Here is a 22,916-nt window from a genome sequence, read left to right as displayed (position 1 = left end):
AAGTCCGCCACCCCATAACCTGGGCAACTGGTACGCCTGATGCTCTTTATGCCCCGGCGATCATCTTTTTACTCCCCTGGCGAAGCGTGTCGATGGCGTCGAGATCTCGGTGTCTGCCTGTCGGTGAGCTGCCTTAGAGTGCCAGGCATGACGCGACCTTCCTACCCCGCCGCCAGGCGTGCCGACGTGGCCGACGTGCTCCACGGCACCACCGTGCCCGACCCCTACCGGTGGCTGGAGGAGCCGGACGCTCCGGAGGTCGCCGACTGGCTGTCGGCGCAGGCCAAGCTGTTCGGCGAGGGCGAGATGGCCGGGCGCGAGCGGTTCCGCGGCCGGGTGTCCGAGCTGCTCAAGTCGGGCTCGATCGGGGTTCCGGCCTGGCGCGGCGCGCGGCGGTTCTTCATGCGGCGCACCCCCGACCAGGAGCACGCCGTGCTCTACGTCGTCGACGGCGACGGCACCGAGCGGGCCCTGCTCGACCCGATGGCGCTCGACCCGAGCGGACTGACCACCCTCGACACGTGGCAGCCCGACAAGGAAGGCCGTCTGCTGGCCTACCAGATCTCGGTGGGCGGCGACGAGGAGTCGAAGCTCTACGTGATGGACATCACCAGCGGCGAGATCGTCGAGGGGCCGATCGACCGCTGCCGCTACTCCCCCGTGGCCTGGCTGCCGGGCGGGGAGCGGTTCTACTACGTCCGCCGCCTGGCCCCCGAGCTGGTGCCCGACGGCGAGGAGCAGTTCCACCGGCGGGTCTACCTGCACACCCTCGGCGCCTCGCCCGACGACGACGTCCTGATCTTCGGTGAAGGGCTTGAGAAGACCAACTACTACGGCGTCTCCGTCTCGCGCGACGGGTCGTGGCTGACGATCTCGGCGTCCAGGGGCACGGCGCCGCGCAACGACCTGTGGCTGGCCGACCTGCGCGAGGGCGACGTGGCGGCGCCCGCGCTGGTGACCGTCCAGGAAGGGGTCGACGCCCAGACCGGCCTCCACTTCGGGCGCGACGGGCGGCTCTACGTCTTCACCGACCGCGACGCCCCCCGCGCACGGGTCTGCGTGACCTCCCCGGCCGAGCCGGGCTACGAGTCGTGGCGTGACCTGCTGCCCGAAGACCCCGAGGCGGTGCTGAGCGACTACGCCATCCTCGACGACCTCGACGAGCCGGTCCTGCTGGCGGGCTGGACCCGCCACGCGATCTCCGAGATCACGATCCACCGGCTCGACACCGGCGAGCGCATCGGCTCGGTGCCCACTCCCGGCATCGGCACCATCGGCGGCATCTCCGAGCGTCCCGAGGGCGGCCACGAGGCGTGGTTCGGCTACACCGACAACACCACCCCGCCGACGATCCAGCGCTACGACGCCAAGACCGGCGAGACCACCCTGTGGGCGGCCTCCCCCGGCTCGGTCGAGGTGCCGGCCGTGAAAACCGAACACCTGGTCTACCCGTCGGGCGACGCCGAGGTCCACCTGCTGGTGATCTCGCCGGTCGACCGCGACGGGCCGCGCCCGACCATCCTCAACGGCTACGGCGGCTTCGGCATCTCGATGACGCCCGGCTACTCGGCTTCGGTGCTCAGCTGGGTCGAGGCGGGCGGCGTCTACGCCATCGCCCAGCTCAGAGGCGGTGGCGAACAGGGTGAAGAGTGGCACCGCGACGGCATGCTGGCCAACAAGGAGAACACCTTCCTCGACTTCGAGGCGGCGGCCGAATACCTGATCGCCCAGGGCATCACCACGCCCGAGATGCTCGGCATCTCCGGGGGCTCCAACGGCGGCCTGCTGGTCGGCGCGGCGCTGACCCGGCGTCCCGAGCTGTTCGCCGCCGTGGTCTGCTCGGCCCCGCTGCTCGACATGATCCGCTACGAGAAGTTCGGCCTGGGCGCCACGTGGAACGTCGAATACGGTTCGGCCGACGACCCCGAGGAGTTCGGCTGGCTGTGGGCCTACTCGCCCTACCACCACGTGAAGGAGGGCGTCGACTACCCGGCGACACTGTTCACGGTCTTCGCCAGCGACACCCGCGTCCACCCGCTCCACGCCTGGAAGACCGCGGCCGCGCTCCAGCACGCCACGTCGGGCGACCGCCCGATCCTGCTCCGCAACGAGGCCGAGGCGGGGCACGGGGCTCGCGCGGTCAGCAAGAGCGTTGAACTCGCCGCCGACCAGCTCGCCTTCTTCGCCACCCACCTGGGCCTGAAGGTCTGATCAAAAACGGCCTGTCAGCTCTGGGCAGAGCTGACAGGCCGAACCAACACGTTCTCTGTACGCCCCCACCTCCGGGCTCAAGAGCTGGCAGGCCGAACCAACCTGCTCTCTGTACGACCCCGCCTCGGGCAAGGCCCGCCCGCTCCACGGCCCGACTCCGGGTTCAAGAGCCGATGGGCCGAACCGACCCGTTCTCTGGGCTCAAGAACCGGCAGGCCGAACCAACCTGCTCTCTGTCGACCCGCCCCCGGCAACGGCCTGCCCGCTCCACGGCCCGACTCCGGGCTCAAGAGCCGACGGGCCGAACCGACCCGTTTCCTGTACGACCCCGCGTCCGGTGATGACCTGATCGACGCGCCCCGGTCAGCGATCCGCCCGCTGCCCCAGGTCGGGAGGGGTCAGCGGGGGAAGATGACCGTTTTGTGGCCGTCGAGGAGGATGCGGTGGTCGGCGTGCCACTTGACGGCCCTGGCGAGGGCCTGCGATTCGAGGTCTTTGCCTATGGCCACGAGGTCCTCGGGTGAGTGGGTGTGGTTCACGCGGGCGACCTCCTGCTCGATGATCGGGCCCTCGTCGAGGTCGGCGGTCACGTAGTGGGCGGTCGCGCCGATCAGCTTCACGCCACGGTCGGCGGCCTGGTGGTAGGGGCGGGAGCCCTTGAACGACGGCAGGAACGAGTGGTGGATGTTGATCACCCGGCCCGCGAGCTTGCCGCACAGGTCGGCCGAGAGCACCTGCATGTAGCGGGCCAGCACGACCAGGTCGGCGCGATAGTGGTCGACCAGGGTGAGGATCTCCTGCTCCTGGCGTTCCTTGGTGGCCGGGGTGACCGGCAGGTGGTGGTAGTCGATCCCGTGCGACTGGGTGAGCGGCCGCAGGTCGGGGTGGTTGGAGGCGACCGCGACGATCTCGATGCCGAGCGACTTCGACCGGACACGGTAGAGCAGGTCGTTGAGGCAATGGTCGAACTTTGAGACCAGCACCAGCACCCGCGGCAGCACCGACCGGTCGAAAAGCTGGAGTTCCATTCCGAAGTCGGGCGCGAGGGCGGCGAAGTCACCCCGCAGCACGTCGGCGGGGACCTCCGCGGTGAACTGCACGCGCATGAAGAATCGCTCGGAGACGGGGTCTCCGAACTGCTGGCTCTCGGTGATGTTGCAGCCGTGGCGGGCCAGCAGCCCGGAGACGGCGGCGACCACTCCGGGGCGGTCGGGGCACGAAAGCGTCAGCACGTATTCGGCGGTCATTTTCCGCAAACCTTCAGTCGACGGGGTGACTCGGACGGAGAATGATACCCGGCCAGAGAGCGGCAGATGGGGGACGCACCGTGGCTGAGACCAGACCTGCCGCCCGTGTCGTCTGCCTCGACGGCGACGGGCGGGTGCTCTTACTCCGCTGGCACGACCATGTCAGCGATGAGGTCTTCTGGGAACCCCCCGGTGGCGGCATCGACCCCGGCGAGTCGCCGCTGGCGGCGGCCCGGCGCGAGCTGACCGAGGAGACGGGCCTGCCGGGCGAGGCGGTCGAAGACCTCTGGGTGTCGGTGGAACGCGATTTCCACTGGCTGGGCGTCCACTACGTGAAGACCGAGCCCTTCTTCCTGGCCAGGTTCGAGGGAACACCGCAGGTCGCGAGTGTCGACTTCACCTCCGAGGAGACGGGAACCTACCGGGGGCACGCCTGGCACACCCCCGACTCGCTCGACTCCCTGGAGGAGCGGGTGGAACCACCCAATCTCCGAGACGTCATCGAACGACTGCTCTAGATGGACTTGGCCGAGTATGTACCTGCTGCCGCTATCAAGACTGTTCCGCCCAGGAGTACCGAGATGGCCGTCGCGGGGCTCAGTGAGGCGATCAGCAGGCCGCCCGCGAGGGGGCCGAGGGCGACCCCGGCGGTCTCCAGCAGCATGTCGACCGACTTGACCCGGGCCAGCATTCCGGCGGGCACCTCGGTGAACATGTAGGTCCCGCAGGCCACGTTGCCGACGATTCCGGCGAAGGTCATCGTGAACGAGCTGATCGCGAAGGTCACCGGGGTGAACCAGAAGACCAGCGGGATCAGGGCCACGGCCCACACCCACAGGCTGTAGGAGAACAGGCGGTAGCCGTACCGGCGGAAGAACCACTGGGCGCAGGCGGCGCCGACCAGGCCGCCGGCGCCCGTTGCCGCGAAGGCGACGGCGGTGGCCGCCGCGGTGACGCCGCGTTCCTGCATGGCGGCCAGGTAGACGAGGAAGAGCGCGTGCGCGATCACGTTCTCCAGGCCCGACAGTGTGGTGGTGGCGCGCAGGTAGCGATCACCGACGAGCCATCTCAGGCCCTCGGCCACCTCGGTGAGCAGGGCTTTCTCCGTACGAGCCTCCGGTGGCACCCGGCGCAGGAACGCCAGCGTGACGATCGACACCGCCGAGGTCACCACCCCGCCGACGAAGGGCACGGCGTGCCCCAGGCCGAACAGGAATCCGCCGACCGGGCGGCCGAGCAGCCCGGCGACGCTGGTCCTGGCCTCATTCCCGGCCAGCGCACCGGCGATCTTCGGCTGGTCGACGATGCCGCGCAGCAGGTTCACCTCGGCCAGCGAGTAGATCACCGCCGCCGTGCCGTCGGCCACCGCGACCAGGGCGAACAGCGCGAACCCCGGCTGCCCGGTGGCCACCACGACGACCATGACGAGCGCGGCCACCAGCCTGGCGGTCTCCGCCCCGACCATCAGGGTGCGGGCGTCGCGGCGGTCGACGTACACCCCTCCCGGCAGGTAGAGCACCAGGTAGGGGACCATGCCGATGGAGGCGATCAGGCCGGCCGCGACCGGCGAGCCCAATACGGCCAGGGCGAGCAGCGGGTAGGCGATCGCACTCGCCCGGGTACCGAGGAACGAGACCGTCGAACCCGTCCAGAACAGGACGTAGTCACGAATCACGGGCTCGGGCCAGGATCACCCAGGCCGAAATCGCGGGCTCTCCTCGCTTCCTCCCGAACTGTCGCTCCCTGGTCCGGGGCGGCGGAGTCGGCCGCCTCCTCTCGCCGACCGAGAGCCGACCGGATATCGGCATCGGAAGGGTCCAGGTCCGTCCCGGCCACCTCGCCGGGGGCATTCACAGAGGCGTGGGCCCCGCTCACGTCCCCTAGGGCGTGTCTAATGTCGGGGTCGTCCGGGTCGAGGTCGTGTGCCCTGTTCAGGTCCTCCTGGGCCGACTCCTCGTGGCCAAGGGCGCGGTGGGCGATGGCGCGGTTGTAGTAGACCGCCGCGTTCTCGTCGAGTTCGAGGGATCGGGTGAGGTCGGCTATCGCGCCGGTCGGGTCGCCCGACTCGTAGCGGAGGATGCCTCGGTTGGCCCAGATCGACGGGAGGTCGGGGGCTCCGGCGAGGGCCACGTCGAAGGCGGCCATCGCGGCTCGATGGTCGCCCTGGGCGGTTTCGAGCTGGCCGAGGACCGCGTGCAGATGGGGGTTGCGGGGGTCGAGGGCCAGGCCCGCTCGCACGTCGGCTCTGGCCGCCTCGTGGTCGTCGAGCATCTCCCGGATGGCGGCGCGGTTGACGTAGGCGTTCAGGAAACCCGGGTCGAGGTCGAGGACGTGGTCGAAGTCGGCTTGGGCGCCGAGCAGGTCGCCCTGGCCCAGGCGGAGTTCGCCGCGGTTGTAGAAGGCCTCGGGGAGGGGCGGGCTGACCTCGATCGCCGTCTCGTAGTCGGCCAGGGCGGCGTCGGTCTGGCCCAAGCGTAAGCGCAGATTGCCGCGATCGAGGTAGTGGTCGGGGACGGCGGGGTCGTAGGCGATGGCGCGGTCGAGGTCGTGCAGGGCCTGTTTCGGGTGGCCCATGGCGGCCAGGAGCTGGGCGCGGTTGGCCAGCAGGACCATGCGGTGCAGCGGATGGGCGCCCTCGGGGAGTTCGCCGGCCAGCTCCATGGCCGATTCGACCAGGTCGAGGGCGGCGTCCAGGCGGCCCTGGCGCAGTTCGATGAGGGCCTTGCCGTTCTGGTCGAAGCCCAGCTTGAAGGCGCGTTCGCGCGGGTCGGGGAGGATCGTGGAGATCGCGATGGCCTGGTTGATCCAGGCGGTGGCCCGGCCGAGGTCGCGCTGGGCGGGGTCGGGGTGGCGGGCGTCGAGCATCGCGGTGCCGTAGGCCGACGCCGCGTGGACGGCGGGATCGAGGCTGGTGCGGCGCGCCTGGTCGTACACGACCAGAGCCTGTTCCGGCTGACCGAGGCCGCCGAGGGCGGTGGCGGTGCGCTGGGCGAAGCGCCACCAGCCGGGCGAGCCCGGCTCGGAGAGCGCCAGGCCGCGGCGCCCGAGGTCCACGACGGCGTGCAGGAAGCCCTCGCCCACGCAGCGGTCGACGGCGGCCCACAGCGCCTCGACGGCGGCCGCCTGGTCGCTGCCCCGCTCCAGGTGCCACGGGAGTGCGCCGAGCATCTCCTCGGGGCCGAGCTGCGTGGCGCGCATGTCGTGGAGGTGCTTCCGGACGTCCGGCGCGAGCGCCTCGTAGGCCGCCCAGGCCGCCGGGTCGTCGGTGGTGCCGTCGGAGACGATCACGTCAGCGGGCGCCGACGCCCCGTCGAACATGACCACGGTGACGCCCGGGAGCCGCCTGGCCAGCACCTGGAGTAGCTCCAGGTCGGTCGGGTCGGCTTCGCGCACGTTGTCGGCCACCAGCGACACGCCCTCGGGCATGACCTCGGCGGCCAGCTCGGCGATGCCGTTGGCCAGGCGCAACGTGCGGCGCGGCGCCGGGACCAGGATGCGCTCGTCTTCGGGAAGCGTCGCGTCGATCGGACGCCGCCGACCCGGGACGGCCTCGCGCAGGCCCGGGAGGACGGCGTCGATCTCGATGTCGAATCGGTCGGCTAGGCCAGGGGAACGCTCCATCGCCTCGGCCACGAGCACGCGGAGCAACGCTCCGCCGAACGTGTACGGCCCGCGTAGCCGCCGATGCGCGTTGACGGCGGCCATGAACAGAGGTGGCGCTCCGAGAGAACGGAGCGCCGCCAAGCGGTCACGAGAGAGATCTCCCCGAACCCAGATCTGCCGAGGCCCCGCCCTCACCCCTTGTGGATGACGCTCGCGGTCCCGGTGAGTTTCACCGTGCCGGGCTTCCGGACAATGATCTTCTTCATCGTGCCTCTTTCCCCGCTAAAGGGTTCCCCACTTTGGGCAACAACGCACAATTATTAGTACGAATGTGCGTTTCGCCAATAGTAGAACCCGACTATCTGGGGGTGAATTGCGAAGAACGGGCAGAAGTCAGGACTTTCTCCCCATAAAGCACAACCGAAACGCCTCTTTCCTCCCTGCTCACTTCCCGCCACCCGTACTTCCGATAGAGCGCGACCGCCGCATCCTGTTGCAGGGTGGTGTCACCGCGCAGCACCGAGTAGCCGAGTTCGCGCGCCCGCTCTTCGAGGGTCTCGAGGATCAACGCGCCGTAACCGCGCCGCTGGTAGTCGGGGTGGACGCGCAGGCGGCACATCTCGGCCACCTGGTCGTCGACCCGGCGCAGCCCGCCCATCGCGGCGATGTGGCCGCCGGGCACCTCTCCGACCAGGAACTCGCCCCGGTCTTCCAGGTAGATCTCCTTGATCCGGGGGAAGTCGTCGTCGTAGTAGACCCCGCCGCCGGGGGTCAGCCCGACCTGGGCCAGGCTGACCTGGTGCAGCGCCCATACCTCTTCGAGATCCGAAAACTGGTAGCGGCGCACCCGCAGAGGGGCCGTCATATGTTGACCGTGGGGTCGGCGGAGATGGTCGCCCGGATGAGCGCCTCGTCCTGAAGGTCCCTGAGCCCCTCCACGCTTTCGCCGTTCTTGGCGATGACCGCTCTGATCAGGTCGTGGACGCGGCCCATGACCAGTTCGGTGCGGTGGATGTGCTCGATGCGGTGCAGGGCGTCGAGGCCCTGCTTGACCGCCTCTTTGGGGTCACCTTCCAGCAGCCGGCACATGGCCAGGTCGATGCGGATGAGGGTCTGGTCGAGCGGCTCTCCGGCATATTGCCCGAGGGCCTGTTCGAGGACGACGTCGGCCTCCAGGGTCTCGCCCAGCTTCACCAGGACGTCGCCCTGGTAGAAGTAGAGCTGCCTCTCGGTGTAGCCGAACGCGGCGTCCTCCTGCTCCGAGGGCACCATCTGGGCGAAGGCCGCCCGCGCCCGCGAGAGGGCCCGCTTGGCCTGCTCCACGACGTCTTTCTTCTGGCCGGTCGCACCGGCGAGCATCGCCAGCGCGCGGGCCTCCACGACCGGGGCCATGGTCTTGGCCGCGCACGGGGTCTGCCCCGCCAGGTCGCGGCTCTTCTTCGCGAGGGTCAGGGCCTCGCGCGGGTCGCCGTAGTAGAGCGGCACCAGGGATTCCCTGGCGGTCACCCAGGCCCGCAGCGCGCGGTCGCCGGTCTCGTCGGCGGCGGTGCGGCCGGTGCGGAAGAACGTCCGGGCGAGCCGGTGGTCGCCCAGGTCGATCAGGATCATGCCGGTCAGGCCGGATAACTGCGCGGCCATGCGGCATAACCGCTCTTGCAGGTCGACCGGCTGGCGCCGCTCCAGCGCCTTGCGGATCGCGGAGAACTCCAGCTGCACGTCGCAGAGCAGGCGTAAGGGTGGGGTGTTCATGTACTGCCTGCCGAAGCCGATCGTGGCCTCTTCCCACTGATCGAGCATCGCCGGGGAAACCGTGGCCGACACCATGACGTCGTCCATTTTGCGCCGGTTGTTCTCCGTGGCGGCGAGCACCTGGGCGTCGAGCCCAACCGCCGTCGCCCCGGCACCACCGGCCAGGAGCCTCAGCAGCGTCCTCCGTAGCACGTTCTCGTCCTCCTCGCCCCCGCCCTGCGCGGTTGCACCGCCGTCCGTCTGGAGCAGCAGTTCGCGCGGGACCGGGGAAACGTCGGGTCTTGCCTCTTGGGGGTCGCCACCGCGTACGACGCCCGGCATCCGGTGGCCGTGGCCACAGATGCACGGACCCTCGTATCCGAGGGCGACCGGTTCAACCCGGTAGACGGTGCACAGGTAATGGAGGTATTCGGGCCCGGGCCGCTTGAGCCCCGACTCGTACGCCGACAGGAGGGTCTCCCCGATCCCCGGAGGGTTCTTGCCGTCTCGCTCGAAGAGAGCGCGTACTTGTTCGATGACGTCGGCTAGTGCGATGCCGTATGAGAGGCGGTGGCATTTGATCCGGGACGTACCGAACTGAACCGAGCATGCCTCGAAGATCTCTTCGGCGATGCTCGCCAGACTCCGCCCGTTGGCCAGGCCTCTGGCCCGCACCCGCCGGGCGGTCTCCGTTTCCTTGTGCTGCCTGCCGGACATACCGGCCCCTCTCCGTGGCCGGCCGTACGCGCCGTCCACATGTCCCGACCGGTCCACAATTCGTTGACACAGCGTAACCTTGAGGTTGCACTACGCCCAGAAGAAATAATGGACCAGATTTGGTGTGGCCCGGACCTGCAATAGAACGTGCTGATAGAGGATCGTCCACCGGCGGACGACATTCTTCAACCCACTTGGTGCTAACCGCATCCAACGACCAGTTATCACCTCGTTGACCCATCAGGCGCAGTGAGTCATCTTGGGCCAACCAGCACCGAACGCAGGGTTCGGAATGCGGGAGAGGAAGGACGAATCGTTGGGGGAGGACGATTTCGGGCATCTGGAGCGCCTCGCTTCGGAGCTTGATTCGCGGGGGCTCCTCGCACGGGTCGTAACCACCCAATCGGGACGGGCCTTCGTGCGAGTGATCAACCCGAAGGCGACGAGTCTCACCGAGAACGTCGTCTGCAAGTCGGCCGACTACTGGTGGTCCTGGGGGGAGCGGATGCATCGAGCAGATGATCCGGCCGGGGCAGCCAGCAAGGTCGCCCGCGTTCTCGCCGCGGTGGGCGAGTAGATCGCTAACGGCGGCGGGCCGGGTGAAGCGCAGTCACCCGGGGCCCGTCGTCACCGCCGCGGCCTCACGGAGCCGGCGGGCGGCCCGGTGCGGAACGTTCCCTCGGGAACGTTGTGGCCGGCCCGCCGGCTCCGAATTTCGGTGATGTCCACGGTTTTCCCCGGTCTGCCACCTGCTGAAATCGGGTGGCACTGGGGGGGATCCCCCTCTCGGAGAAAGGCATGAGACACGCTTCCGGGTGCGCGTCTCCGCCCCGCTGACCGCCACACGAGCACCCGTCCCGCCGCCCTCCGCGGCCCGGTGAGACGATGCTCACGTCCCCCGGCGTGAATGTGACGGCAGCCGGTTCGATCGGCAATATGGGTGCAGGCTGCCCGAATCCGACCGAGCCGATCCGAGGGGGATCCACTCCGTGTTCCTGCTCTCCCCGAGCCCGACCCCCGTCGCGACACCTATCGCCACACCCGTCGCGACGCCTATACCGACCGTCGTCTCGCCGTCTCCGCTTACATCGCCGACTCCGGAGGGCTTCATACCGGATCCGAAGGAAGCGGCCACCGCATTGTGTAGTTCAGACGACTTCGGGCTCTGTAACCTGATGAGCAGTCTCATTTCGAACGGCGATTGGGCCAAGATCATCGCAGGCCTGCTCAGCGCGACCATCGCGATCGTGCTGATCCTCGTTGTCGCGCTGATACTCCGGGCCATCGTGCACCGCCTGATCAAGCGCGTCTCCAACCGTGCCTCCTCCGTGTCGATGCCGGAGCGGCTGCGCTCCCGGTTCGGCGGCCCGCAGGAGGGTCTCGACGCGATCCTCGCCGAGCGCCGCCGCCAGCGCTCCGAGACGCTGGGCTCGGTGCTGAAGCACATCACGTCGATAGTGATCCTCGGCACCGCCCTGCTGATGGTCATCTCGCGCCTCGGCCTCGACCTGGCACCCCTGCTGACCAGCGTCGGCATCCTCGGCGTCGCCATAGGTTTCGGCGCCCAGGAGCTCGTGAAGGACTTCATCGCCGGCATGTTCATGCTGATGGAAGACCAATACGGCGTCGGCGACGTCGTCGACGTCGCGGTCACCACCGGCACCGTCGAGGCGGTCAGCCTGCGCATCACGCGGCTCCGCGACGCCGACGGCAAGGTCTGGTACGTCCGCAACGGCACCATCACCCGGGTCGGCAACGAGTCGCAGGGCTGGTCGCGCGCCCTCGTGGACATCCCGGTCGCCTACGACTCCGACGTGGCCGTGACCAGGGAACTCCTGGTCGGCGTGACCACCGAGATGTGGGAGGAGCAGGACTACCGCGACAGCGTCATCGTCGAGGAGCCCCAGGTCTTCGGCATGGAGCAGATCTCGGGCACGGCCATCGTCTTCCGGGTGGTCGCCAAGACCGCGCCGGGCAAGCAACACGAGGTCGCGCGCGAGCTGCGGGCCCGGATCAAGCGGGCTTTCGACGAGCGCGGCCTGGCCATCGCCACGATCGCGTGACACCGGCACTCGGGAGCTGTTTTAACCTGAGACGGTGAGTAGCGAGCAGACCTTTTACGATCTTGTCGGCGGCGAGGAGACCTTCAACCGCCTCGTCCACCGGTTCTACGAGGGCGTCCGCGAAGACCCGCTGCTCAAACCCCTTTACCCAGAAGACGACTTCGAGGGCGCCGAAGATCGTCTGCGCATGTTCCTGGTGCAATATTGGGGTGGCCCGAACACCTACAGCGTCGAGCGCGGCCACCCCCGGCTGCGCATGCGCCACGCCCCGTTCGTCATCGGCGAGGCCGAGCGCGACGCCTGGCTGAAGCACATGGGCGACGCCGTCAACGATCTCCAACTCCCCGCCGAGCAGGAGAGCAAGCTGTGGCAATACCTGGTTTACGCCGCCCACAGCCTGGTAAACGCATGAGATGACCTCCCCCTGGTGGCGCGACGCCGTCGTCTACGAGATCTACGTCCGCAGCTTCGCCGACGCCTCGGGAGACGGCGTCGGCGACCTGCCCGGAGTGACCAGCCGTCTCCCCTACCTGGCGGAGCTGGGCGTCGACGCCGTCTGGCTGACGCCCTTCTACACCTCGCCGATGGCCGACGGCGGCTACGACGTCGCCGACTACCGCGACGTCGACCCCGTGTTCGGCACGCTCGCCGACTTCGACGCGCTCGTCGCGAACGCCCATGACCTGGGCATCCGGGTGATGGTCGACATCGTCCCCAACCACAGTTCGGTCGAGCACCCGTGGTTCCGCGAGGCGCTGCTCGGCATCAAGCGCGACCGCTACCTGTTCCGGACGGAGACCAACGACTGGCAGTCGGTCTTCGGCGGCCCGGCCTGGACCCGCGTCGCCGACGGCTCCTATTACCTCCACCTGTTCGCCCCCGAGCAGCCCGATTTCAACTGGCGCAACCCCGAGGTGCACGCCGAGTTCCTCGACGTGCTGCGGTTCTGGCTCGACCGGGGGGTCGACGGCTTCCGCATCGACGTCGCCAACGGCCTCTACAAGGCCGAAGACCTGCCCGACACCCGCGAGGGCTTCGTGTCGGGCAGCCCGATGTCGAGCCGCCCGGAGGTCCACGGGGTCTACCGCGAGTGGCGGGCCCTCATGGACTCCTACCCCGGTGACCGCGCGTTCGTCGGCGAGGTCTGGACCGACACTCCGGAGGATCTCGCTCTTTATGTACGACCTGACGAACTCCACCAGAGCTTCAATTTCGCCTGGCTGAAGGCGCCGTGGTCGGCCGACGCGTTCCGGGCGGTGATCGACAAGACCCTGACCGAGATCACCGCGCCCACATGGGTGCTGTCGAGCCACGACGCGGTGCGCCATGTCACCCGCTACGGCGAGGGCTCGCTGTCGCCGTCGGGCGGCGTCGACCGGGCGAAGGCCGCCCTCCTGGCGATGCTGGCCCTCCCGGGGTCGGCTTATCTCTACCAAGGGGAGGAACTCGGCCTCCCCGAGGTGGTGGAAATTCCTCCCGACAAGCGGCAGGACCCGATCTTCTTCCGCACCGACGGCGAACTCCCCGGCCGCGACGGCTGCCGGGTCCCGCTCCCCTGGTCGGGCTCTTCGAGCCCCTATGGCTTCGGTACGGGGGAATCATGGCTCCCCCAGCCGTCGAGCTGGGCGTTGCTGTCGGCCGAGCGCCAGGCCGGCGACCCGACCTCGACGCTGTCGTTCTACAAGGCGGCGCTGGCCTGGCGGAAACGGATCATGGAGGGCGACGAGATCGAGTGGCTGCCCGGCCCGGCCGACACCCTGTTCTTCCGCCGGGGCTCGGTCATCTGCGCGATCAACTGCGGCGACGTCGCGGTCGCGCTGCCCGAGCACAAGGAGATCGCCCTGGCCTCGGCGCCCCTGGTCGACGACCTCCTCCCGCCCGACGGCGGAGCCTGGCTGCTGACCTGAGCCTTGTTCCAAGAAGGAAAGAATTCCACCCGTTCGCTTCTCCCATGGACTTCCGCCCCCGGAGGAAGAACTTCTACCCGGCGGCGTAGGTGAACTTCACCCCGTCGGCGGGGACCACGGCGTCGGTGTCGTCGACGAACGCGACGCGGACCGGGCGGCCGTGGTCGGCCGAGCGGCGGAGGACCGAGGGGCCCGAGCTCGGGGGGCGGTGTTCGTCGCCCCACTGCTGGAGGGCGGCGAGCACGACGATCAGCTTCTCGCCCGCCGGGGTCAGGTGGTAGCTGTAGCGGGTGCGGGCGCCCGGTTCGCGGTAGGGCTGTTTCTCCATGACGCCCGCGTCGAGCAACGTGTTCAGGCGGCTGGTGAGGATGTCGGGGGCGATCCTCAACCCGTCGCGGAAGTCGGCGAAGCGGGTCACCTGCCGGAGCGCCGCCTCGCGCAGAATCAGGATGGTCCACTTGTCGCCGACGACCTCGATCGTGCGGGCGATCGAGCACATCTCTTCTGATTCGCAGGTGGCGGAGCTCATGGCGACAGCCTAGTTAGTCGGGAGACCAGGGTAGAGCTGGTGCAGCGGGCCCGAGAGGGCCGACTTGGCGTTGCGGCTGGTGTCGTCGGCGACCACTTCGAGGGCGCGCGACTGGATGCCGTCGAGGGCCAGTGAGGCGACGAGCGCCGGGTCGATCTTGTCGGCGCTGACGTTGCGGGCCATGTCGGTGTCCATGTAGCCGACGTGGAGGGCGGTGACGTCGATGCCCGCCGGGGCGAGTTCCTGGCGGATCACGTTGGTCATGGCCAGCTCGGCGGCCTTGGCCGCGCTGTAGCCGCCCACCGTGGGGAAGTGCACCCAGGACAGGACGGACAGCACGTTGAGGATCGCCCCTCCCCCATTGGCGGTGAGGATGGGCGCGAAGGCGCGGGCGACCCCGAGGGATCCGAAGAAGTGGGTCTCCATCTCCAGCCTGATGTCGGCGAGGTCGCCCTCGATCAGGCCCACGCCGGTGCTGATGCCGGCGTTGTTGATCAGCAGCGTGGCGTCGGGCGCGCTCTTGGCGGCGCTCTCAATGGACGCGGGGTCGGTGATGTCGAGCTGGATCGGCACCACTCCCGGCAGGTCGATCGACTCGGGGCGCCTGGCGCCCGCGTAGACCTTCGTGGCCCCGCGCTTGAGCAGCTCGGCGGCGAGCTGACGGCCCAGGCCACGGTTGGCCCCGGTCACCACGGCGACGGAGTTCTGGATGTCCATGTGCGTACCCCCTGAGTTCTGAGTTCCTACCCAGAACCTAGCCGACCTGAGTTGTAATGTCCAACTCAGGGCCGCCGGGGGTACCTTCGGGCGATGGAATTACGAGCGGGCATGACGATCAGCGTCCGGACGCGCCGGGACGTCGTGGTCGTGGATCCGGAGCGGTTCATGGCGGCGGCGCGGGCGGCCTTCCGGGAGCTCCATCCCGACAACGATGACGAGGACGCGCACCTCGCCGATCTGTACGACGTCGTCGGCACCATGCTCGACCGGTTCGGGAAGCTGGCGGGCGACGCGGCGGAGCCGCCACGGCCGGGGCAGCGGGTCGTCGATCGTGACGACGGGCTGTCCCCGGCGGGGGAAGTGCATCGGATCGTGCTCGACGAGCGCATGCCGTTGTCGGACTACGGCTGCTGGATGCCCGACGATCAGTTGCCGTGATCCGGCGTCGACCACTGGAGCGGGAGCGGGTGGTCGGCGCCGGATACGGCGGGTCGCGGGGGCGGTGGTCGGGGTCGGGGTAGGCGGAGCCGTAACGGAGAAGAAGGATTTTCTGTTAGCGCAGGCCCGCGTCCACAGCGGACATGAGGGTGCCGGTGTCGCCGGACATCTCCCAGATCATGGCGCCGAGCAGGTTCCTGCTCTTGAGCCAGGCGGTCTTCCTGCCGATCGACCAGGTGTCGTCGAAGGTCCACCAGGTGCCGCCGTTGCCGGTGTGGCAGAAGGTGGCGACGGACTGTTCGTCGTGGCGGGGGGTGCAGCCGGGGACCGAGGCGATCAGGTTGGAGTAGCCGCGGGTGCCGGCCTCGTCGGCGAACTGGCCCTGGGAGGCGCCGGTGGCGGTCTGCCACTCACCGAACTTGCCGCCGTCGGCGACGCCCTGCCAGCCTCGCCCGTAGAAGGCCAGGCCGATGGTGAGTTTCCGGGGGCTGACCCCGGCGTTGGTGTAGACGTTGACGGCGTTTTCGACGCTGAAGTGGAAGTTGTAGGGGTCGTCGACATCGGCGTAGAGGTTGCCCTGGTGGCCGGTCCGGTTGGGCTCCCAGGAGTTGTCGCTGCCCGCGCCGTGGAAGTCGTAGCCCTGGACGTTGAAGATGTCGAGCGACTTGGCGACCTCGGGCAGGTCCCAGCCGGCGGCGACCTTCACCGGGTCGGCGGGGGTGAACGCGGTCAGCTGGTAGCGCTTGCCGGTCTGCGCGCCGAGGGCGTCGAGCTGGCGGCGGAACTCGGCGATCAGCAGGGTGTTGTTGGCCTTGTCGGCCGGGCTGACGTGGTTGCCCGGGTGGCCTTCGGCGCCCGGCCACTCCCAGTCGAGGTCGATGCCGTCGAAGATCCCGGCGGCCACGCCCGGACCGCCCGCGCCGCCGGCCATCGGCAGGTTCCCCTTGATGTAGATGTCGAGGCACGAGGTGACGAACTTCTTGCGCGCGGCGTCGGTGGCGGCGACGTCGGAGAAGTACTTGGAGTAGGTCCAGCCGCCCAGGGAGATCAGCACCTTCAGGTGTGGGTGCTTGGCCTTGAGCTTCTTGAGCTGGTTGAAGTTGCCGCGCAGCGCCTCCCAGCCGGTGTCGGCGACCCCATCAACCGACTGCGCCGCACTGAACGGCCGCCCGTAGTCGGCGTCGGCGTCGCCCGAGCCGTCACCCTGGTTGGGGTCCTGCGGGTTGGCCGTGGTGCCCCGGGTCACGCCCTGGAGACAGGTCAGGTTGACCGGGTCGATGTTGCCGAAGGCGTAGTTGAGGTGGGTCAGCTTCGCCGCCGCGCCGGTGGTGTCGAGGTTGCGGACGAAGTACTGCCGCCCGTAGATCCCCCACTGCACGAAATATCCGACCTTGGCGTAGCCGCTCTCGACGATGTCGGCGGTGGTCACCTTGAGCTGCGCGCTGGCGGCCGACAGGTTGTCGTAGCCGTCGCGCGCCCGCACGGTGAAGGTGTATTCGGTCGACGGCGACAGGCCGATGACCGTGCCCGAGGTGCCGAGCGCCGTGGTGGCCACGGTGCCGTTCACCAGGATGTCGTAGTTGGCGACCGAGGTGTTGTCGGTGGAGGCGTTCCAGGCCAGGGTGACGCTGCCGGAGGTCTTGGCCGTGCTCCTGAGGTTCCCCGGCACGCTCGGCGCCGTCGTGTCGTCCGCCGGATTGTTGGTACGCACACTCAGCGCGGCGCTGGCCGCTCCGAGCGTGCCCTTCCGGTCCTTGGCTTTGACGGTGAACGTGTAGTTGGTGTTCGGGTTGAGGCCGGTGACCGTGGCCGAGGTGCCGGTGGCGGCGATCGTGGCCGGGCCGCCGTAGACCTCGTAGCCGGTGATCGGCAGGCTGCCCGGGGTGGGCGCCGTCCAGGTCAGCGAGACGGTCCGCGTGGTCTTGACCGGCGAGGACAGGTTGCCGGGAGCGCCGGGCGGGGTGTCGGCGGAGCCGTCGCAGTTGACGTCGTTGACGCGGCAGCCGGTCGCCTGCGCGTTGGCCTGGCTGAGCGTGAACGCCGGGCTGTAGGGCTCGGTGCTGCGGCCGGGCTGGATCGTGCCGTTGTAGTGGGCGGGGGTGACGGTGACCGTCCGGCCAGTCTGGCTGATCGCGCCGTGCTGGGCGTTGCTCGCGGTGACCCCGGCGGGCAGGTCGAAGACGACCGACCAGCCGGTGAGCGCGGTCGTGGCGTTGTTGGAGATCACGATGCTGGCGGCCGTGCCGTTGGCGTTGTACTCGGCGACCAGCGGCGGCGCCGGGGGCGGCGGTCCGCCGCTGCCGTCGCAGGCGGCGCCCGCGATCGTGCAGGAGGTCGGGCTCGCCGCCGAGCTGAGGGTGAAGGTCGGACTGTACGGCTCAGTGTTGCGGCCCGCCTGAAGGGTCGCGATGTAGTAGGCGGGGGTGAGTTTGACCCGTGTTCCCGTCTGCGTGGTCGTAGCGTGTGTCGCGTTGCTGACGGTGACCCCGGCGGGCAGGTCGAAGGTGATCGACCAGCCGCTGGCAGCGGTGTCGCCCGAGTTGGCGACCACGAACTTGCCGGTGGTGCCCGACAGTCCGAAGGTCGCGGTGAGCCGGGCCGCCGCGTAGGCGGGTGTGACGGCCAGGACGGCGGTGACAACCAGTCCCAGGAGGAGAGAAACGAGTCTGCGCACGTGGGGAACCTTTCTTAAAGGAAAGTTTCCTAAGAGATACCGCGAAGCGTAAACCCGGCCTGTCAAGAGGTAAAGACCCAAACGTCACTCCAGCAGCGCGGGCAGCGCCTCCAGGCTCGTAACGGTCCGCCAAGCCCGCGCGCCTTCACCTGTACGGGAGCGGTCGAGCCAGACGGCGCGCATACCGGCCTCGGCCGATGCCTGGACGTCTTCGGTGATGTGGTCGCCGACATGGACGCACTCCGCGGCGGCGACGCCCAGTTTGGCTGCGGCGTGGTGGTAGATACGGGGGTCGGGTTTGCGGTAGCCGCACTCTGCGGCGACGACGGTGCAGGACAGCAGGGCGTCCAGGCCGAGCGGGCCGGGACGCGAGTTGCCGTTGGTGATCAGGCCCAGCCTGAGGCCCATCGCTGCCAGCGCTTCCAGGCAGGGGAGCGTGTCTGGATAAAGCCTGACTTCGGCGTGGCGGGCGTGCATGAACTCGGCGTACACCCGATCGGCGAACTCGTCGGGCAGGGACGCCTGACGGGCGCACTCCTCGAAGGAGACCCGCCGGATGTCCTCCATGCGAGCGTTGGCGAACGCGGGACGCGCGGCCACTGCCTCACGGGCCTTCGCCAGCCAGTCGAGCGTGACGGGCTCGCCGTCGATGGTCGCGCCTTCGGCGAGGAACAGGTCGAGGGCGAGCACGAGGGCACGTCGCAGCGCGCCTTGGAAGTCCCACAACGTCTCATCACCATCGAAGGTGACCACCGAAACACCGCGCCGCACACCGCCGCCTTCCGAAACCACTGTTCAAAACCACTGCCCGAGACCGGCCAGCCGAGACCGCCATCCGGAGCCGCCATTCGGAGTCGGCGCCCGGGGCCACCATCTGGGATCGCCGTTCGGGACACTATTCGAAGCCACTATTCGAAGCCACCATTCGGGACCACTGTTCGGGACCATCGCCCGAGACCACCGTTCGGGCCCGCCGTTCGAAGCCACCATTCGAGACCGCCGCACAGGATCGCCATTCAGAGCCACTGTCCGGATCCGCCATTCGGGACCGCCGCACGGATCGCCGTTCAGAGCCGCTGTCCGGGTCCGCCGCACGGGTCCGCCATTCGGGACCGCGGTTCGGAGCCGCTGTCCGGGTTCACCGTTCGGGATCGCCGTTCCGGACCGCCGTTCGGGACCGCCGCACGGGATCGCCGCACGGGACCGCCGGCCCAGGTCCGCCGCGTGGGAACGCCATTCGGAGCCACTGTCCGGGTTCACCGTTCGGGACCGCCGTTCCGGACCGCCATTCGGGACTGCCGTTCAGGTCCGCCGCACGGGACCGCCGGCCCAGGTCCGCCGCATGGGAACGCCATTCGGAGCCACTGTCCGGGTCCGCCATTCGGGATGCCATACAGGAGCACCTTTTCGGATGAGCAGGCCGCAGTTGAACCACATGCGGCCCCGGAACGCGGAGGCCGGCTCCGAGCTTCGGAACCGGCCTGCGAACTGCTACTTCTGGGTCAGATCGACGCCTGGGGCTCGCCGCTCAAAGCGGTTAGTCGCGGGTCAGCTTCCGGTAGGTCACCCGGTGGGGACGAGCCGCGTCGGCGCCGAGGCGCTCGATCTTGTTCTTCTCGTAGTCGGCGAAGTTGCCCTCGAACCAGAACCAGTTCGAGCCCTCTTCCCAGGCCAGGATGTGGGTCGCGATCCGGTCGAGGAACCAACGGTCGTGGGAGGTGATCACGGCGCAGCCGGGGAAGTCGAGGAGCGCGTTCTCCAGCGACGACAGCGTTTCGGTGTCGAGGTCGTTGGTCGGCTCGTCGAGCAGCAGCACGTTGCCGCCCTGCTTCAAGGTCAGCGCCAGGTTGAGCCGGTTGCGCTCGCCACCCGACAGCACCCCAGCCTTCTTCTGCTGGTCGGGGCCCTTGAAGCCGAACGCGGCGATGTAGGCCCGCGACGGCATTTCCACGTTGCCGACCTTGATGAAGTCGAGCCCGTCGGACACGACCTCCCACACGTTCTTCTTCGCGTCGATGCCGCCACGCGACTGGTCGGCGTAGGAGATCTTCACGGTGTCACCGATGACGATCGCGCCCTTGTCGGGGGTCTCGCTGCCGGTGATCATGCGGAACATGGTGGTCTTGCCGACACCGTTGGGGCCGATGATGCCGACGATGCCGTTGCGGGGCAGGTCGAAGTCGAGGCCGTCCATCAGGATGCGGTCTTCGAAGCCCTTGGTCAGGTGTTCGGCCCGGATCACCGTGGTGCCCAGGCGGGGGCCCGGCGGGATCTGGATCTCTTCGAAGTCGAGCTTGCGGTGCTTGTCGGCCTCGGCGGCCATCTCCTCGTAACGCTGGAGACGGGCCTTGCTCTTGGTCTGACGGGCGCGGGCGTTGGAACGGACCCATTCGAGCTCGTCTTCAAGGCGCTTCTTGCGCTTCGCGTCCTTCTGGCCTTCGACCTTCAGACGGGCGGCCTTGGCCTCGAGGTAGGTCGAGTAGTTGCCCTCGTAGGGGAAGCAACGGCCGCGGTCGAGCTCGAGGATCCAGGTCGCCACGTTGTCGAGGAAGTAACGGTCGTGGGTGACGGCCAGGACGGTGCCCGGGTACTTCTCGAGGTGGGACTCCAGCCAGTTGACACTCTCGGCGTCGAGGTGGTTGGTGGGTTCGTCGAGGAGCAGCAGGTCGGGCTGCTCCAGGAGCAGCTTGCACAGCGCGACGCGGCGGCGCTCACCACCGGAGAGGGTGGTCACCTCGGCGTCGGGCGGCGGGCAGCGGAGAGCGTCCATCGCCTGCTCGAGCTGAGATTCCAGGTCCCACGCGTTGCGGTGGTCGAGCTCGTCTTGCAGCTTGCCCATCTCGTCGAGCAGGGCGTCGCTGTAGTCGGTGGCCATCTGCTCGGCGATGGCGTTGAAACGGTCGAGCATCGCCTTGGTCTCGGCGACGCCCTCCTCGACGTTTCCGAGAACGGTCTTGGACTCGTTGAGCGGAGGCTCCTGCTGCAGCATGCCGACGGTGAAGCCGGGCATCAGCTTGGCCTCACCGTTCGAGGTCGGCTCGAGGCCGGCCATCATGCGCAGGAGGGTGGACTTGCCCGTTCCGTTCGGGCCAAGCACCCCGATCTTCGCTCCGGGCAGGAAGGACAGCGTGACGTCGTCAAGGATCACCTTGTCGCCGTGTGCTTTGCGCACGCGCTGCAACGTGTAGATGTACTCGGCCATGCAAACAAGCTTAGTGCCAACTCAGCACGCGGTTGCTGGCTTACCGCCGGGCGGGGGCATCTGCTGGGCCGGGAGACAGACCCGATCGCGCCCGAGCTCTTTGGCCCGGTAAAGCGCCAGGTCAGCGGCGGCCAGCAGCTCAATGAGATCATGCCCGTGGACGTTCATGATCGCGACCCCCAGCGAGATCGTGACCGTGATCATCGCGTCGTCGGCCGGCACCGCCATGCGGCCCACTCGGCTGCGCAGCCGCTCGGCCACCCGCCGCGCCTCGGCCAGATCGGCCCGGGGCAGCAGGACCACGAACTCCTCACCGCCGAACCGCCCGACGACGTCGTAGTCACGGAGCTGGGAGCGCAGTGTGGCCGCCACCCCGATGAGCACCTGATCACCGACGAGATGCCCGTAGGTGTCGTTGACCCGCTTGAAGTGGTCGATGTCGACGATCAGCAGCGCCAGCATCTCGCCCGTGCGATGGGCCCGGACGATCTCGGTGTCGGCCTCCCGCTGCCAGGCGGCCGCGTTGAGCAGCCCGGTCTTGGGATCGGTGCGGGCGGCGGCCTGGAGCTGGGCGTGCATCAGGCTGCGTTGCAGCAGCATGACCGGCGGCAGCGCCAGGACGAGCAGCAGCATGTTGAGCCCGCACATGATCGCGACGATCAGCCCGAGACACAGCTCCACCGCGTCGAGCAGCAGGCTCTCCCGATCCCACAGCACATCGCGCCAGCGAAGGTCGGGGTCGGCGGTGTGGGCGGCGATGGCGATCAGGGCGGTGTTGAGGATGGTGAACAGCGCCGCGCAGCCGACGGCCAGCACGATCGGCCACCCCACCCCCTCGGTCAGCCGGGCCGGGTCGTCGACCTGCGAGTGGAAGACCAGCGAGGCGGCCCCCGCCGCCAGCCCGATCGCCGCCGATGTGACGACCCGCCGGTAGGCGACCGTCGCGCGGACCCGCAACTGGAGCAGGATCTGCAACGGGATCGGCGCCAGGAGGGCGTAGACCGGCGGCAACAGCAACGCCACCGGCAGCCACCAGGCCGAGAGCAGGTCACGGGACACCCCGGCGGGCATGCCGAGCCGCCGGGTCGCCTCGATGCACACGGCTCCACAGGCCATGAGCGAGCAGAACACCACCAGATCGCCGATCGAGGGGACCGTCCCGAGGGCCAGCCCGACGATCGCGGCGAGATCGATGGTGACGATCAGAAAGAGATAGCCGACCAGCGGGCGTCGCTGTGCCATCAAAGGCCAGCGGCCCGCCCGTGACGCAGGCCCCCCGATTGGTTTGGCCGAGGTCTGACTGGGCGCTGTCATCCGCTCCCCCAAACGCCTTCTCATCCGCTGAACTCAGCGTCTCACGATGTGTAACACAATAGTTGCGGAGTGTGCGGCGCGCGACGGGAACCGCTACCTTGGGCGAGGTGGTCATCACATTCCGGTGGCCGGCACGGAGGTAAACCGCTCAATCGGAGCGGGTTGTGCGTGGAAAGGAGCAGCCATGGCTCGGGGCGTTGTCTGGACCTGACCTGTCTGGTGCTCTAGCAGCGACACGAATAGTCGCCATCGGCCGTCCTCCCCACGCTGGTAAGACAGCGAAAGGGATACCGGCCGCGCACGGCCGATGCCCCCTCCATCGCGCACCAGCGACCGTCTCTCAGATGCTCAGCCAGTAGATGACCGCTTCCGGATCTCCCCATCCGGGGCGGCGAACCGGGTCCCCCAACTTTTCTTGGACCCGAAGATCACAAACCAGATCTGGCGCCCGCCTGCCAGGTCTGGTTTTTGGGTTTCCAGGGGAGTTTGGCGGCAAAGGCTTGATTTGCGCTGATGACGCGGGGACCCGTGACGAGCCCGGCGGGTGCGCTTCGCTCGGCGAG

The 22,916-nt window shown here is 68.7% G+C and carries 18 protein-coding genes; 7 read left to right on the top strand and 11 right to left on the bottom strand.

The window, feature by feature from the left end; all coding sequences use genetic code 11:
* Window positions 1-147: 147 nt before the first annotated feature.
* Window positions 148-2,211 (top strand): prolyl oligopeptidase family serine peptidase, encoded by a 2,064-nt coding sequence (locus ACYQ78_RS36710; protein ID WP_459805593.1) that lies wholly within the window; start codon window positions 148-150, stop codon window positions 2,209-2,211.
* Between the two features lie 398 nt (window positions 2,212-2,609).
* Here ACYQ78_RS36710 and purU read toward each other — a convergent pair whose 3' ends face one another.
* The gene (purU, locus tag ACYQ78_RS36705; protein WP_459805592.1) at window positions 2,610-3,458 is read right to left on the bottom strand and encodes a formyltetrahydrofolate deformylase; all 849 of its coding nucleotides are present in this window, start codon (window positions 3,456-3,458) and stop codon (window positions 2,610-2,612) included.
* Between the two features lie 80 nt (window positions 3,459-3,538).
* Here purU and ACYQ78_RS36700 point away from each other — a divergent pair, with 80 nt between their 5' ends.
* Window positions 3,539-3,976 carry an NUDIX hydrolase gene (locus tag ACYQ78_RS36700; protein ID WP_459805591.1) on the top strand — a complete coding sequence of 146 codons (438 nt, stop codon included), beginning with the start codon at window positions 3,539-3,541 and terminating at the stop codon, window positions 3,974-3,976.
* Here the strand turns inward: ACYQ78_RS36700 and ACYQ78_RS36695 are convergent.
* From ACYQ78_RS36695 to ACYQ78_RS36680, 4 genes are all read right to left on the bottom strand, one after another.
* Window positions 3,973-5,133, bottom strand: coding sequence for an MFS transporter (locus ACYQ78_RS36695; protein WP_459805590.1), 1,161 nt, complete (start codon window positions 5,131-5,133; stop codon window positions 3,973-3,975). The genes ACYQ78_RS36700 and ACYQ78_RS36695 overlap by 4 nt on opposite strands.
* Entirely contained in the window at window positions 5,130-7,163 is a 2,034-nt protein-coding gene (locus ACYQ78_RS36690; RefSeq protein ID WP_459805589.1) for a tetratricopeptide repeat protein, read from the bottom strand. The genes ACYQ78_RS36695 and ACYQ78_RS36690 overlap by 4 nt, the downstream gene beginning before the upstream one ends.
* 256 nt (window positions 7,164-7,419) lie before the next feature.
* Window positions 7,420-7,926, bottom strand: coding sequence for a GNAT family N-acetyltransferase (locus tag ACYQ78_RS36685; RefSeq protein ID WP_459805588.1), 507 nt, complete (start codon window positions 7,924-7,926; stop codon window positions 7,420-7,422).
* Window positions 7,923-9,506 (bottom strand): tetratricopeptide repeat protein, encoded by a 1,584-nt coding sequence (locus tag ACYQ78_RS36680; protein WP_459805587.1) that lies wholly within the window; start codon window positions 9,504-9,506, stop codon window positions 7,923-7,925. The genes ACYQ78_RS36685 and ACYQ78_RS36680 overlap by 4 nt, the downstream gene beginning before the upstream one ends.
* Before the next feature lie 418 nt (window positions 9,507-9,924).
* Between ACYQ78_RS36680 and ACYQ78_RS36675 the strand changes: the two genes are divergently transcribed.
* From ACYQ78_RS36675 to ACYQ78_RS36660, 4 genes are all read left to right on the top strand, one after another.
* Window positions 9,925-10,083: a hypothetical protein gene (locus ACYQ78_RS36675; protein ID WP_459805586.1), complete on the top strand. Its 159-nt coding sequence runs from the start codon at window positions 9,925-9,927 to the stop codon at window positions 10,081-10,083.
* A 598-nt stretch (window positions 10,084-10,681) separates the two neighbouring features.
* The gene (locus ACYQ78_RS36670; protein ID WP_459805585.1) at window positions 10,682-11,569 is read left to right on the top strand and encodes a mechanosensitive ion channel family protein; all 888 of its coding nucleotides are present in this window, start codon (window positions 10,682-10,684) and stop codon (window positions 11,567-11,569) included.
* Window positions 11,570-11,603: 34 nt separating this feature from the next.
* The gene (locus ACYQ78_RS36665) at window positions 11,604-11,981 is read left to right on the top strand and encodes a globin (protein ID WP_459805584.1); all 378 of its coding nucleotides are present in this window, start codon (window positions 11,604-11,606) and stop codon (window positions 11,979-11,981) included.
* A gap of 1 nt (window position 11,982) precedes the next feature.
* Entirely contained in the window at window positions 11,983-13,476 is a 1,494-nt protein-coding gene (locus ACYQ78_RS36660) for a glycoside hydrolase family 13 protein (RefSeq protein WP_459805583.1), read from the top strand.
* A gap of 73 nt (window positions 13,477-13,549) precedes the next feature.
* On the opposite strand, the gene ACYQ78_RS36655 is transcribed toward ACYQ78_RS36660, so the two are convergent.
* Together ACYQ78_RS36655 and ACYQ78_RS36650 are read right to left on the bottom strand one after the other, a co-directional pair.
* Window positions 13,550-14,005, bottom strand: coding sequence for a winged helix-turn-helix transcriptional regulator (locus tag ACYQ78_RS36655; protein ID WP_459805582.1), 456 nt, complete (start codon window positions 14,003-14,005; stop codon window positions 13,550-13,552).
* 9 nt (window positions 14,006-14,014) lie between these two features.
* Entirely contained in the window at window positions 14,015-14,722 is a 708-nt protein-coding gene (locus ACYQ78_RS36650; protein ID WP_459805581.1) for an SDR family oxidoreductase, read from the bottom strand.
* 93 nt (window positions 14,723-14,815) lie between these two features.
* On the opposite strand from ACYQ78_RS36650, the gene ACYQ78_RS36645 reads away from it, so the two are divergent.
* Window positions 14,816-15,163: a hypothetical protein gene (locus tag ACYQ78_RS36645; RefSeq protein WP_459805580.1), complete on the top strand. Its 348-nt coding sequence runs from the start codon at window positions 14,816-14,818 to the stop codon at window positions 15,161-15,163.
* Window positions 15,164-15,278: 115 nt separating this feature from the next.
* Here the strand turns inward: ACYQ78_RS36645 and ACYQ78_RS36640 are convergent, their stop codons facing one another.
* The 4 genes from ACYQ78_RS36640 to ACYQ78_RS36625 form a co-directional block, all read right to left on the bottom strand.
* A complete protein-coding gene (locus ACYQ78_RS36640; RefSeq protein WP_459805579.1) occupies window positions 15,279-17,837 on the bottom strand; it encodes a glycosyl hydrolase family 18 protein in 2,559 nt (852 codons plus the stop codon).
* Between the two features lie 84 nt (window positions 17,838-17,921).
* Window positions 17,922-18,608 carry an HAD family hydrolase gene (locus ACYQ78_RS36635; RefSeq protein ID WP_459805578.1) on the bottom strand — a complete coding sequence of 229 codons (687 nt, stop codon included), beginning with the start codon at window positions 18,606-18,608 and terminating at the stop codon, window positions 17,922-17,924.
* A 766-nt stretch (window positions 18,609-19,374) separates the two neighbouring features.
* The gene (gene ettA, locus ACYQ78_RS36630; protein WP_459805577.1) at window positions 19,375-21,039 is read right to left on the bottom strand and encodes an energy-dependent translational throttle protein EttA; all 1,665 of its coding nucleotides are present in this window, start codon (window positions 21,037-21,039) and stop codon (window positions 19,375-19,377) included.
* A gap of 21 nt (window positions 21,040-21,060) precedes the next feature.
* Window positions 21,061-22,281 carry a GGDEF domain-containing protein gene (locus ACYQ78_RS36625; RefSeq protein ID WP_459805576.1) on the bottom strand — a complete coding sequence of 407 codons (1,221 nt, stop codon included), beginning with the start codon at window positions 22,279-22,281 and terminating at the stop codon, window positions 21,061-21,063.
* Between the last annotated feature and the right edge of the window lie 635 nt (window positions 22,282-22,916).

The sequence above is a fragment of the Herbidospora sp. RD11066 genome, from assembly GCF_054661255.1.
This window is presented reverse-complemented; position numbering and strand designations above follow the sequence as displayed.

Coding starts and splice junctions, on each gene's coding strand:
- ACYQ78_RS36625 (WP_459805576.1), bottom strand. CDS start 22,281: ATGGCACAGCGACGCCCGCTGGTCGGCTATCTCTTTCTGATCGTCACC.
- ACYQ78_RS36680 (WP_459805587.1), bottom strand. CDS start 9,506: ATGTCCGGCAGGCAGCACAAGGAAACGGAGACCGCCCGGCGGGTGCGG.
- ACYQ78_RS36655 (WP_459805582.1), bottom strand. CDS start 14,005: ATGAGCTCCGCCACCTGCGAATCAGAAGAGATGTGCTCGATCGCCCGC.
- ACYQ78_RS36660 (WP_459805583.1), top strand. CDS start 11,983: ATGACCTCCCCCTGGTGGCGCGACGCCGTCGTCTACGAGATCTACGTC.
- ACYQ78_RS36645 (WP_459805580.1), top strand. CDS start 14,816: ATGGAATTACGAGCGGGCATGACGATCAGCGTCCGGACGCGCCGGGAC.
- ACYQ78_RS36670 (WP_459805585.1), top strand. CDS start 10,682: ATGAGCAGTCTCATTTCGAACGGCGATTGGGCCAAGATCATCGCAGGC.
- ACYQ78_RS36690 (WP_459805589.1), bottom strand. CDS start 7,163: ATGGCCGCCGTCAACGCGCATCGGCGGCTACGCGGGCCGTACACGTTC.
- ACYQ78_RS36685 (WP_459805588.1), bottom strand. CDS start 7,926: ATGACGGCCCCTCTGCGGGTGCGCCGCTACCAGTTTTCGGATCTCGAA.
- purU (WP_459805592.1), bottom strand. CDS start 3,458: ATGACCGCCGAATACGTGCTGACGCTTTCGTGCCCCGACCGCCCCGGA.
- ACYQ78_RS36710 (WP_459805593.1), top strand. CDS start 148: ATGACGCGACCTTCCTACCCCGCCGCCAGGCGTGCCGACGTGGCCGAC.
- ettA (WP_459805577.1), bottom strand. CDS start 21,039: ATGGCCGAGTACATCTACACGTTGCAGCGCGTGCGCAAAGCACACGGC.
- ACYQ78_RS36650 (WP_459805581.1), bottom strand. CDS start 14,722: ATGGACATCCAGAACTCCGTCGCCGTGGTGACCGGGGCCAACCGTGGC.